8 protein-coding genes are annotated in these 12489 nt (G+C 37.9%); 2 read left to right on the forward strand and 6 right to left on the reverse strand.

What is annotated here, in order from left to right:
- Nucleotides 1-21: 21 nt before the first annotated feature.
- The 3 genes from ESV24_RS12380 to ESV24_RS12390 form a co-directional block, all read right to left on the reverse strand.
- Nucleotides 22-1467 carry a dicarboxylate/amino acid:cation symporter gene (locus ESV24_RS12380; RefSeq protein ID WP_111815974.1) on the reverse strand — a complete coding sequence of 482 codons (1446 nt, stop codon included), beginning with the start codon at nt 1465-1467 and terminating at the stop codon, nt 22-24.
- 16 nt (nt 1468-1483) lie between these two features.
- Entirely contained in the window at nt 1484-2548 is a 1065-nt protein-coding gene (gene aroC / locus ESV24_RS12385; RefSeq protein ID WP_111815973.1) for a chorismate synthase, read from the reverse strand.
- Between the two features lie 92 nt (nt 2549-2640).
- Complete coding sequence (locus ESV24_RS12390) at nt 2641-5571, reverse strand: FAD-binding and (Fe-S)-binding domain-containing protein (RefSeq protein ID WP_111815972.1); 2931 nt, start codon at nt 5569-5571, stop codon at nt 2641-2643.
- 130 nt (nt 5572-5701) lie between these two features.
- Here ESV24_RS12390 and ESV24_RS12395 point away from each other — a divergent pair, with 130 nt between their 5' ends.
- Complete coding sequence (locus tag ESV24_RS12395; RefSeq protein WP_111815971.1) at nt 5702-6202, forward strand: hypothetical protein; 501 nt, start codon at nt 5702-5704, stop codon at nt 6200-6202.
- A gap of 135 nt (nt 6203-6337) precedes the next feature.
- Nucleotides 6338-7792, forward strand: coding sequence for a membrane dipeptidase (locus tag ESV24_RS12400; protein ID WP_111815970.1), 1455 nt, complete (start codon nt 6338-6340; stop codon nt 7790-7792).
- Here the strand turns inward: ESV24_RS12400 and bshA are convergent.
- From bshA to ESV24_RS12415, 3 genes are all read right to left on the reverse strand, one after another.
- Complete coding sequence (gene bshA / locus ESV24_RS12405; protein WP_111815969.1) at nt 7789-8931, reverse strand: N-acetyl-alpha-D-glucosaminyl L-malate synthase BshA; 1143 nt, start codon at nt 8929-8931, stop codon at nt 7789-7791. The two genes, ESV24_RS12400 and bshA, sit on opposite strands and share 4 nt — an antisense overlap.
- Before the next feature lie 64 nt (nt 8932-8995).
- Nucleotides 8996-11914, reverse strand: a complete 2919-nt coding sequence (locus tag ESV24_RS12410) for a serine hydrolase domain-containing protein (protein ID WP_111815968.1) — start codon at nt 11912-11914, stop codon at nt 8996-8998.
- Between the two features lie 14 nt (nt 11915-11928).
- On the reverse strand, nt 11929-12414 hold the full coding sequence (locus ESV24_RS12415) for an ABC transporter ATPase (protein ID WP_111815967.1): 486 nt from the start codon (nt 12412-12414) through the stop codon (nt 11929-11931).
- Nucleotides 12415-12489: the final 75 nt, after the last annotated feature.

Here is a 12489-nt window from a genome sequence, read left to right on the forward strand (position 1 = left end):
TTAATTTTAAAATTCTAAATATCAAGAATCTAAATCAAAAGTTTCTGAGGGGTTTTCGTGAGGCACATAATTTAACATGTCTTCGCCTTTTGCAATAATAGTACAAACTGTTGCGTCTCCAGTTACGTTTACCACTGTTCGGAACATATCTAAAATACGATCCACAGGGAATATAATTGCTATCCAAGCAGGATTTAACCCAACCGATTCCAAAACAATAATTAACATTACCAATCCCGCACTTGGCACGGCGGCTGAACCAATAGAAGCCAATGTAGCCGTTAATACTATGGTTAATTGTTGGCCTAGCGTTAAATCAATCATATGCAATTGGGCAAGAAAAACTACAGCTACGGCTTGGTAAAGACAGGTTCCGTCCATGTTTACTGTCGCTCCTATAGGGAGAACGAAGCTTGTAATCTTTTTGTCAACCCCTAAGTTTTCTTCCACACACTCCATAGTTACGGGCAAAGTCGCCGCACTACTCGATGTTGAAAATGCCAATGTTTGTGCTGGCGCCATTGCTTTAAAGAAACCTTTATAGGGTATTATTTTTACGAAAAGCTTCATCAATAATGGGTAAATAATAAAAATCATAAGCATCAAGCCAGCAAAAACAGTAAGTGAATACCAACTTAATCCTTTAAATATTTCATATACTTTCCCAATATCATCGCCTGCCATTTTACTTACCACGCCTGCTAATAGTGCAAATACAAAGAAAGGAGCGGCCTGCATAACCAAATCAACCATTTTTAAAAAGACTTCCATCGCACTGTCCATAAAGGTTGTAACGGGCTGCGATTTTTCATTTGGAATGAGCAACAGGCACACCCCAAAAAATATTCCGAAGAAAATAATTTGCAACATCAATCCATTACTAGTCAACGAAAAGAAGAAATTTTCAGGAACCAAATCTACTAAAGGTTGAAGTGGTGTGGTTTCTTTTGTCTTTTTTGCCGTTTCCATTTTTTCGGTAACTGCTGCATCTTTCAACTCGCTTCTTGAAAGATCTGTGATTTTTTGAGCGCGTTCAAAAAACGCTGGCTCTTGCAGATAATTTATACCGTCCTTAATTTCGTGGCCCTCGGAAGCCGCCCAGATTTCATAACTTATTCTGTTATCTATTCTGCTTTGCTCGTCAATGAGTTTTCCTGGCTGGATAACATTTACTAGTAAAAGCCCCATACTAACCGCAAAGAGGGTTGTGATTAAATAAGCGAGGAGCGTCTTCCCTCCCATTCGCCCCAGACTGGAAGCATCGCCGATATTCGCTACACCGCTGATGATGGAAACTAAAACTAATGGGACGGCTATCAATTTTAAAAGATTGATAAAAATAGTCCCGAAAGGCGCTATCCAATCTATAGTGAAATCGCTCCACCCCAATTGGCTGGAAAGCAATGCCCAAATGATACCCAAAACCAAGCCGATGATTATTTTCCAGTGTAGCGCTAGTTTTTTCATATAAATTGTAATTATTTTAAACTTGTGAAATTTTATTCAATAGATAAAAATCTGCAATAACCAATGCGGCCATTGCCTCAACAATGGGAACAGCTCGCGGCACAACACAGGGATCGTGGCGGCCTTTTCCTTCTGCAATGGCTTTGTCTCCTTTAGTGTCTATGGTTTCCTGCTTTTGCATAATGGTAGCAACAGGTTTGAAAGCTACTTTAAAATAAATGTCTTCGCCGTTGCTTATTCCACCTTGGATTCCGCCACTGTGGTTAGTTTTGGTACTTCCGTTTTCGTTGAATGAATCATTATGAGCACTGCCTCTCATTGCTGTACCTGCAAAACCGCTTCCGTATTCAAAACCTTTTACGGCGTTTATTGAAAGCATTGCTTTGCCCAACTCTGCGTGCAATTTGTCAAAAACAGGTTCGCCAAGACCAGTCGGTACATTTTGAATAACGCAACTAATGGTTCCACCCACAGTATCACCTTCTTTACGGATTGATTTTATAAAATCTTCCATTTCAGAAGCCATTTTGGCATCGGGACATCGAACTGGATTTTTTTCAATTTCTGAAAAATCCACTTCAGAATAGTGTTTCTTTAATTGCATTTCACCAACGGAAGAAACGTAGGCGGTAATTTTAATATTTTGCAGCAACTGTTTTGCAATTGCTCCAGCCACAACCCTACAAGCTGTTTCACGTGCTGAAGAACGTCCACCACCGCGATAATCGCGAATTCCGTATTTCTTATCATATGTATAATCGGCGTGCGAAGGGCGATAAATATCCTTTATATGACTGTAATCCTTACTTTTTTGATCGGTATTTTCAATAACAAAACTAATGGGTGTGCCGGTGGTTTTTCCTTCGAATATTCCTGAAAGAAACTTTACCTCGTCTTCCTCTTTACGTTGAGTAACAATGGCTGATTGGCCGGGTTTACGTCGCTGCATTTCAGAAATTATGGTTTCAAAATCTATGGAAAGTCCTGCAGGACAGCCATCTATTATTCCGCCTATAGCCAGTCCATGTGACTCGCCGAAGGTTGTTAGTTTAAAAATATTTCCGAAGGAATTGCCTGCCATAGGTTGGTTTTCAACAAATGTAAACTTTCGGGTTCAATTATTCAAGGTTGAAAATTCAAAATTTAAGATTTTGAAACAAAACTGCGTTAAGATTATAAAAGTGCATTCTTAAGAATTGTAACTGGATGTAACGCTTTTCGATTCGTGCCATCTAAAATTTGATGCCTGCAACTTGTGCCGTTTGAAGAAATCATTGTGTCTGCGGAAGATTTTCGAACTGCTGGAAATAACTTAAGTTCCCCTATTTTCATACTTACTTCGTAATGCTCTTTTTCATACCCAAAACTTCCCGCCATCCCGCAACAGCCCGAAGTAATAATAGTTGGTTTATAATTTATGGGAAGGTTTAAAATATCAAAAGTCACTTTTTGATTGCTCAGCGATTTTTGATGGCAATGGGAATGAATTTTAATATGTTTTTCTTCGGAAGTGAACTGCGCTGCGGAGATGTTTCCGTTTTCAATTTCAGCGGCTAAAAATTCTTCGATTAAAAAGGTGTTTTTTGAAATGTTTTCTGCGGAAGCTTTGTCCTCTGCCAAACGAAGATATTCATCGCGAAACGATAATATTGCCGAGGGTTCGATGCCTATTAAAGGCACATTTTCAGAAACTTTATCTTTTAAGAAAGTAATGTTTCTATCGGCTTCTTTTTTTGCCTCTTCCAAAAAGCCTTTTGAAATAAGTGCCCTGCCACTATCTAAAGTGTCAATTACGGTTATTTTATAACCCAAACCTGTTAAAAGTAAAAACGAATCCATTGCAATTTCAGCATCTAAATAGTTGCTGAATTCATCAACAAAAAGTAGTACATTTTTAGTTTGATTATTTTTAGTTAAATTACCCTCAATTAACTGATTGTTATTTGTTTGAATACTTTTACTAAAACTTTTAATAGAAACTTTTGGCAATGAACGATTTTGATGAATCCCGCTAACTTTTTTTATGATTTTTGAAGTAACACTATTCACGAAAAACCAGTTTGAAAGCTTCGGTAATTTTGAAGCCATTTTGTTCAATATTGTACTTTTTCCGAATAGTTTATTTGAAAAGGAAACACCATTTGCTTTATTATATTGATATAAAAATTCAGCTTTTGCAGTGCTAATGTCAACATTACTTGGACATTCGCTGGCACAGGCCTTACAACTAATACAGAGATCGAAAACTTCTTTTAGTTCTTTGGAATTGAATTTGTTTACAGCTTCATTGTTTGTTAAAACCTCACGCAATGCATTGGCTCTTGCCCGCGTTGTGTCTTTTTCGTTTTTTGTGGCATGATAGCTGGGGCACATTGCTCCGGCTGCCTCCGCAGTTTTTCTGCAATCGCCACTGCCGTTGCATTTTTCAGCCAAACGGAGTATGCCTTCGGAATCGCTGAAATCCATTAATGTTTTAATTTTTGGCTCTTCTCTATCTATATCATAACGAAGCGATTCGTCCATTTTATAAGCATCTATAACCTTTCCCGGATTGAATATGTTTTGAGGATCGAATGCAGTTTTAATTCGCTTTAAAAGTTCATAATTTTTTTCGCCAATCATTAAAGGAATAAACTCGGCGCGGACAATACCATCACCGTGTTCGCCACTAAAGGAACCGTTGTATTTTTTACAGAGTTTAGCAACATCGGTCGTGATTTTTCGGAAATAGTCCACACCTTCTTTTTCCTTCAAATTAAGGATTGGACGTAAGTGCAACTCCCCCGCACCGGCGTGGGCATAGTAAACCGCCTGCTGATCGTACTTTTTCATCAAAGCTGAAAACTCCGTAATATAACTGGGCAGATCTTCTAGAGTCACTGCCGTGTCTTCAATACACGCAACAGCTTTTCGGTCGCCGACCATATTGCCGAGCAATCCTAAACCGGCTTTACGCAGTTCCAGCGCCATTTCAATCTCTTCGCCTCTTAAAACTGGGCTGTGATAACTATGTGCAGCAAGTTTAAGTGAATCGAGTAAAGAAGCTATTTGCTTCACTAGATCTTTTTCAGAATTACTTTTCAACTCCAATAAAAGTATGGCCTTCGGATTGCCTTTCACAAAAAAGCGATACGGTTCGTAGGTTTTGCTTTTTTTGGTACAATCTAAAATTACATTGTCCATCATTTCGCAAGTGTGCAAATTGTGCTGCATCGCTACAACCACATCTTTTAAACATGCTTCCAGAGTTTCGTAATGCGTTGCCACCATTGCGGTAAACTGTGGTGGCAAAACATCTAGCTGAAGTGTTATTTCAGTAGTAAAAGCTAGGGTTCCCTCGCTTCCGCAGAGCAGTTTACAGAGGTTTATTTCTTCTTCAAATTCTCCAAAAACAGTAGTATTCAATAAGCTATCAACTGCGTAGCCTGTATTTCTTCGGTGAATTTCAGGCTTTGGAAACTCTTTCCAGATTTCATGCTGTGTTTCTTCGGAAATTAATTCTGTGTAAAGCGTTTTATAGATTTTTCCTTCCAAAGAATTAAGTTCAGTTTTTTTCAAAAAAGTTTCTTTTGAATGGGTTTCAAAAATAGCTTCCTCGCCGTTGGAAAGAATTGTTTTCAGTTTTAAAACCTTATCACGGGTAACACCATACTGAATAGAAGTAGTACCGCTACTGTTGTTGCCAACCATGCCGCCAATCATACAACGATTGCTGCTGGAAGTGTTGGGTCCGAAAAAGAGTTCGAATGGTTTTAAATATTGATTCAATTCATCGCGAATAACGCCGGGCTGCAAAGTAACAGTCCTCTTTTCAGTATCTACTGAAATTATTTTTGTGAAATGTTTTGAAACATCAACCACAATCCCCTCGCCCACGCATTGCCCGGCCAGCGACGTGCCGGCAGTTCGTGGAATTAGCGACGTATTGTTTTTACCAGCAAAAGAAATAAGCTGTTTAATTGCTTCGTTGTCTTTTGGAAAAGCAACCCCTATCGGAACTTTTCGGTAAACGGATGCATCTGTGGCATAGATAGCTGTATGCAAAGTGTCGGTAAAAAATTCACCTTTAAATGTTTTCTGAAATTCCTGTATTTTTTTTTTCATATCACTTCTGTAAATGTAAAAAACTTCCTTAACAAAATTTTCTAAAAAACAAGATATAGATTGGCAACGCTTTAACTAATCGTGATAATCATTTCGATACTTTTACATATTAATAACTAAAAGAAAAATTATGAAAAAAGCATTTTTTTTAATTGCAATTGTTACTGCATTTGGCTGGCAGGCTGAGGCTCAAGAAATCTCTAAAAACGCTATCGGGATTCGTCTTAGCGAAAGTGATGGTTTTGGTCCCGAGGTTAACTACCAAAGAGCGGTTGGCGATGATAATAGACTAGAGTTAGGTTTGGCTTTTCACAGCAAACGCTATTGGGATGCAGTTAAACTTACAGGAATCTATCAATGGGTATGGAATATTGATGGCGGTTTTAATTGGTATGCGGGTCCAGGTGCAGGTGCAGGTGTTGTGAGTTATGACCGGAAGGATAAGGATTATCCAGGCGACAATAGATATGAGGATTCAGAAGCTTTTGCTTTTTTAACGGGAGATGTGGGGATTGAGTATAACTTTGATTTCCCTTTGCTCGTTTCCTTTGATTTTAGACCACAAATAAACTTAGGTTACAGGGATGACGTTAGTTTTGATGTGGGCCTAAGCGCCCGTTATCAGTTTTAGAAATTATAAAAAATAATTATATTGAAAGAAATGCCCCACAGACGAAGGGGCATTTCCCTTTTAAAAAAACAGGGAAAATCCTGTTTTATAATTTCTCATTTTATTGCAATTTTATAAAATTCAATAATATGAATTATGGAAAAGCATTACGTAGATATACATTGCCACCCGTCTTTAAAACCGTATAGCAAAAGTTTTAAATACAATCCTACAAAACGAAACGCACAGGATACGAACAGGAAAAATTCTATTTGGCATTACAGTCCTCCTAATTTTTTAGAAAAGTTTGTAAATAGAATTGTTACGCTTACCAAATTTACGCAGACTGATTTAACGGCACTTGCAAAATCAAAGACAAAAGTATTCGTGGTTGCCCTATATCCTTTCGAAAAACATTTTTTTGGAAAGGAAATTGTTGGGGTCAAAGGTGTAACAGATGTATTGGTTAATCTTGCAGCAAGCATCAGTCAATCGCGAATGGATTATATACGCAGCAACAATGATTATTTTGCTGATTTGATTGATGAGTACAATTATTATCTACAGCTTCACAATCAAGTTGTAAATATTGACGGAAAAATCTATACCTATCGTTTGGTTCGAAATTTTCAGGATATTGAAAATAATTTCACAGCAGAAACCGATTCCAAAAAAATTATAAACATTATACTCACCATTGAAGGCGGCCATAGTTTCAATACGGGCCTCGATATGCAAAAAGATATGGCCAGCCGAACCGAGGTTATTGGCAACATTGCCACCATCAAAAACTGGGAACACCGCCCAATGTTTATAACACTTGCGCATCATTTTTACAATGAGCTTTGTGGGCACGCCCGTAGCATAACTATTGGAATGTTGAAGAAAAATCAGGATCGCGGTTTAAACACAGGCATTACGGAACTAGGTTTGGAAGTGATTGATTTGTTGCTTGACGATACAGCCGGAAAAAGAATACCGATAGATGTAAAGCACTTGAGCACATCTTCGCGAAAAGCTTATTATAAATTACTTGACACAAAATATGCTGCTGAAAAAATTCCCGTTATTGCCAGTCACGGAGCTTGCAATGGCAAACACTCCATCGAACAATGGAATATACCAACTTTCAGCGAACACGAAGATTGGTTCTGTGATATTGATATTAACTTTTATGATGAAGAATTAATAAGAATTGCCAGAAGCAACGGAATTTTTGGAATTCAGTTGGATGAACGCCGTATTGGCAGCAGCAAGGCTATTTCAGAAAGCAGAATGATTTTTCCTAACAAACGAAAACAATTGCAGAAAAAAGCGTTATTGGTTTGGAGACAAGTGCAACATATTGCTGAAGTGCTAGACAAAGAAGGACTTTTCTGTTGGGGAATCCAAAGCATCGGCAGTGATTTTGATGGAATCGTAAACCCAATAAACGGTTTGTGGACTGCTGAAAACATGAAAGATTTGGCCGAGGAAATGCTAAACCATGCCGAAGATTATCTTTCAAAAAATTTAATAACTCTCAATGATTTCAACAGAATTAATGCGGAAACGATCGTGGATCGGGTAATGCATGAAAATGCAATGGAATTTATAAAAAAAAACTACTAATGTTTAGCGATGGTCATTTTATCAATTGCCACTCTGTATAATTCTTCATAAACGGGCACAATTTTTTTAGTATCATAAATCATCGCAGATTCGATTGCTTGTTTTTTGAACTTCGCCAAAGTTTCATCTGTGGCCAAAATTTTCAAAGCGTTTTCTGCCATTTCACCAACATCACCAACATCACTTAAAAAACCGCTTACCCCTTGAATGTTTACTTCCGGCAAACCACCGGTATTGCTTGAAATAACGGGTACACCGCAAGCCATTGCTTCTAAAGCAGCCAGACCGAAACTCTCTTTTTCCGAAGGAAGTATGAATAGATCGGTGAAACACAAAATCTTATCTACTTCATTACTATTGCCAACAAACAATACTTTTTCCTCTATGCCTTTTTTCTCGCACAACTGCTCGCACGCCTCTCTATCAGGACCTTCGCCAACTATAATTAATTTTGAGGGTATTCTCTTCTGAATAAGATCAAAAACTTCAATAACATCTTTTACGCGCTTTACTTCCCGAAGGTTACTAACGTGCGTAATAATCCGTTCATCTTTATCTGCCATCAAATCCCGCTGGCAATCGGTAAAAGCGTTGATTTTTTTTGGAATATCTATAAAATTCGGAACAACATGAATTTCCTTTTTAATGTCGAAAAGATGTAGCGTATCTTCCTTTAAACTTTTTGAAACTGAAGTTACCACGTCGCTATTATTGATGCTGAAAGTAACTGCTGGTTTATAAAAAGGATGGTTTCCTACTAAAGTGATATCTGTTCCGTGAAGCGTGGTTACCATCGGAATAAAGATATTATCTTCTTCCAGCATTTTCTTCGCCATATATCCCGCATAAGCATGCGGAATAGCATAATGTACGTGAAGCACTTCAATTTTGTGCAGTTTTACCATATCTACCAGTTTGCTGGAAAGTGCAAGCTCATAAGGTTGGTAATGAAATAGCGGATAAACGGGAACCGAAACTTCGTGAAAGTGAATATTCTTTGAAAGCAATTCCAACCGAACGGGTTGTTTGTAAGTTATGAAATGTATTTCATGGCCTTTCTCAGCCAGTGCCAGGCCTAGTTCTGTGGCTACTACTCCACTACCTCCGAAGGTTGGATAACATACTATTGCTATTTTCATTTTGCTTGTTTCAAGTTCAAGGTTTCAAGTTCAAATTTTTCAGTTTCACGAAAACATTCAGAGGTTAATAGTCAATAGCCTCATAAATTGCTTCTTGAATTTTACTGCGCAAATCGCTTCTTATCAACTTTCGGTTTTCCGCGTCGGGAAAGGTTCTGTTTGATAAAAACACATAAACAATTTCCTGTTCCGGATCTGCCCACGCAAACGTTCCAGTAAAGCCACTGTGCCCAAAACTGGTCATAGAAACACAACCGCAGGTAGGGCCCGAAGTGCCCAACTGTGGCTTATCAAAGCCCACGCCTCTTCGCACGTTTTTGTCACAGTAATAACAGGTGTTAAACTGGTCTAAAACTTCTGGGTTAAAATACCGCTTGCCTCCATAAAAACCCTTCCATAGGTACATTTGCATTATTTTAGCAACATCGTTTGAGTTGCTGAACAATCCTGCATGACCGCTAACGCCTCCCAGCATTGCCGCACCTTGGTCGTGAACGTAACCTTGAACTTTCTGGTTTCTGAAAATATTGTCCTGCTCCGTTGGTGGAATGTTGTCTTTTGAAAATTTTTCCAATGGATGATACATAGTGTAATTTGCACCCAGCGATTCATAAATATTTTCCTGAACTATAATTTCCATCGGTTTTCCGAATTTTTCTTCAAAATACTTTTTCAAAATATAATATGGCAGATCGCTGTATTTGTACTCCAATCGAGAGTTTAAATCACTTTCACGTATGGTTTTAAAAATAGTATCCATGTAATCCCTGCGCATATAAAGATTTTCAGCAACCTCTACATTAAAATCCTTGTCGGGAATATCTGAATAGTACTTTGAAGAAATTCCTGACTTTTCATCATTAAAGGTGTGGCGATAAAAAGGAATCCAAGCTTTTAAACGCGCATAGTGTGAAAGCATTTCCTTTAAAATAATATTTGCTTTATTTGAGTTTTTGTACTCGGGAAGCATTTCAGAAAGTTTCGAATTCATACTCAATTCGTTTTTATCTACAAGCTGCATAACTAAAGGTAAGGAAGCTAAAATCTTTGTTAGTGAGGCCAAATCGTAAACAGTGCTGTCTTTCACTTCAATTTTATTTTCGTACTCATTATATCCGAAACTTTTTTGATAAATAACCTTTCCTTTTCTAGCCACCAAAACCTGTGCTCCAGGATACATTCCCTCACTGATTCCTAAGTTTACAAGTGAGTCAATTTTTCTCAACTTATAACTGTTAACTCCCACACTTTCAGGTGTGCCATATTGAAGCCTTCGTAATGATTTTGTTTTGTAAATAGTATTCAAGGGAAAATCTTCACCCAAGGAAACAGGAAGTTTTCCTTTGGCTTCACGAGCGCCGAAAATAAGTTGGGCAGAAAGTTTTTGTGAAATCTCACTGTTCTGATAAGACATTACTACGCCTTCAAAGTTGGCTGTAGTTTTTAGATCTAGCAATGCGTACGGTCTTGCAAAAACATCCAAGATCACGGTATTTGTGCGCGCAATTTCATAAAGCCAAACAAGTTCATTTTCTGAAAACTCGAATCGCTTCCACGGGGTTGCATTGCTTTTATGGAAACCGATAATTACATAGTTATAGGCTTTTAATTTCTGAATGTAATCATCAAGACTATTCGCTTTTACCCAATCTACTTCGCCATATTTTTTCAACTCATTGAGGAAAATTTCACCTGAATCGTCACCAAAATTTACATAGGCGATCCTTTTTTGCTGCAAATCTTTTATCGGAAGGATCGCTCGGTCGTTTTTAATAACTGTAAGCGCGTTGTCCATCGCTTCTTCATAAAGCGCGTCATCATTTACAGAATTCAAATCTTCAACCAAATAGGTTGGGTTTACAGGTTTATAATTGTTCAGCCCAACTTTATATTTTGCGTAAAGAATTTTCTTTACGGAATATGCCAATCGCTTTTCTGTAATAACTTCTTCGTTGTAAGAATTGATAAGAAATTCCATTGCCTTGGGCACATCTTCGGAAATTAACAATACATCATTTCCAGCAAGAAATGCGGCAAGTTCTATTTCGCCGGATTTTTTGAAATCTGAGGCACCTTTCATATTTAAGGCATCGGTAAAAATGAGCCCGTTGAAGCCCATTTCATTTTTTAAAAGATCAGTCACAACTTTTGAAGAAAGTGAAGAAGGATAATTCATTTGAATTTCTAGAGCAGGAACGTTCAAATGGGCAACCATCACGCTGTTGAGTCCTTCATTTATCAATCTTTTATATGGAACTAATTCAATAGTGTCCAATCTTTCTCTTGTAAAATCTACCGTTGGCAAGGTTTTATGGCTATCCATATCGGTATCGCCGTGACCGGGAAAATGTTTCGCACTTCCCATAACTCCTGCGCTTTGCATCCCTTTCATAAAGGCCAAGGCCTTTTCGGTAACGTTATCTCTGTCTTCCCCAAAGGAACGGTTACCAATTATTGGGTTTTTTGGGTTGGTATTTATATCTACAACCGGTGCAAAGTTAATGTGAACACCCAAACGCTTGGACTGTTCCCCAATTCTACGACCAATTTTTTCAACAATCTTATTGTCAGTTATGGCACCCAAAGTCATATTCCACGGGAAGGCATACGTAGAGTCAAGGCGCATTGCCAAGCCCCATTCCGCATCCATGCCGATCATTAAGGGAACTTTGGCAAGAGATTGAAACTCGTTGTTCAGCTTGGCTTGACGCACTGGGCCACCTTTGGAAAAGATAATTCCGCCCAGGTTATAATTGGTTATTAAGTCTTTTATTTTATCAGTCTTTTCTTTGGGATCGCTTGAAAATATATCAGCCATAAAAAGTTGGCCCATTTTTTCTTCCAAAGTCATGTTGTCGTAAATACTATCGACCCATTTTTTTTGGTTTTGAAAGTCATTTTTAACGATTAATGGATTTCTGTCTTGGGAAAAGGAAGAAAGGCAGACAAATGCAAAAACGAAGGTGAACAATAAGTTCTTCATAAGTAAATAACTTTTTACGATAAAAATCTATTGTGCCAACTTTCGTGAGCAGGAACTTCCCAGTTTTCAAGGTATTCGGCTTTGGTATTTACAAGATTATTGAAGACGACCGTATTTTTTGAAACCGATTTATCCTTCGCCATTTTTCTGAAATCTGCCAAGGGTTTATAAGCTATATAGTCTCCAGAATAAAAGGTAACGTTCATTTTGTCTAAAAGATCTACGTCAAATTTTTCTTGAATTGACTGAATGAAATGTACCGAAGCATCAATGCTGCAGCCCGATGCCGAAGCATTTTCCTGATTGAGCCCAATAATAATGAAACGATTATATTTAACCTCTACCGCAGCCTCAAGATCGGCTCCGTGGGCAGTCCACTTGGTTAAAAAATCTGTAGTAAGTTCTGTAATTTCAGCAACTTCATCGTCGCTTAATTTTCTATTGGCCTGATAGATCCATACTCTGGAATCATCGGGCAGGTTTTTAAAATCTGTCAGCATTTTCAATTAATCTTATTGTTTCAATCCAAATTGTTCATTTCGACTTCGCTCAATGACTATGGAGAAAACAATTTA

Origin of the sequence: Aequorivita lipolytica, from assembly GCF_007997135.1 — a bacterium.
Taxonomy (GTDB): Bacteria; Bacteroidota; Bacteroidia; order Flavobacteriales; family Flavobacteriaceae; genus Aequorivita; species Aequorivita lipolytica.

Excerpts from the sequence above, each read along its gene's own strand:
- ESV24_RS12380 (WP_111815974.1), bottom strand. The coding sequence starts at position 1,467 with ATGAAAAAACTAGCGCTACACTGGAAAATAATCATCGGCTTGGTTTTG.
- aroC (WP_111815973.1), bottom strand. The coding sequence starts at position 2,548 with ATGGCAGGCAATTCCTTCGGAAATATTTTTAAACTAACAACCTTCGGC.
- ESV24_RS12390 (WP_111815972.1), bottom strand. The coding sequence starts at position 5,571 with ATGAAAAAAAAAATACAGGAATTTCAGAAAACATTTAAAGGTGAATTT.
- ESV24_RS12395 (WP_111815971.1), top strand. The coding sequence starts at position 5,702 with ATGAAAAAAGCATTTTTTTTAATTGCAATTGTTACTGCATTTGGCTGG.
- ESV24_RS12400 (WP_111815970.1), top strand. The coding sequence starts at position 6,338 with ATGGAAAAGCATTACGTAGATATACATTGCCACCCGTCTTTAAAACCG.
- bshA (WP_111815969.1), bottom strand. The coding sequence starts at position 8,931 with ATGAAAATAGCAATAGTATGTTATCCAACCTTCGGAGGTAGTGGAGTA.
- ESV24_RS12410 (WP_111815968.1), bottom strand. The coding sequence starts at position 11,914 with ATGAAGAACTTATTGTTCACCTTCGTTTTTGCATTTGTCTGCCTTTCT.
- ESV24_RS12415 (WP_111815967.1), bottom strand. The coding sequence starts at position 12,414 with ATGCTGACAGATTTTAAAAACCTGCCCGATGATTCCAGAGTATGGATC.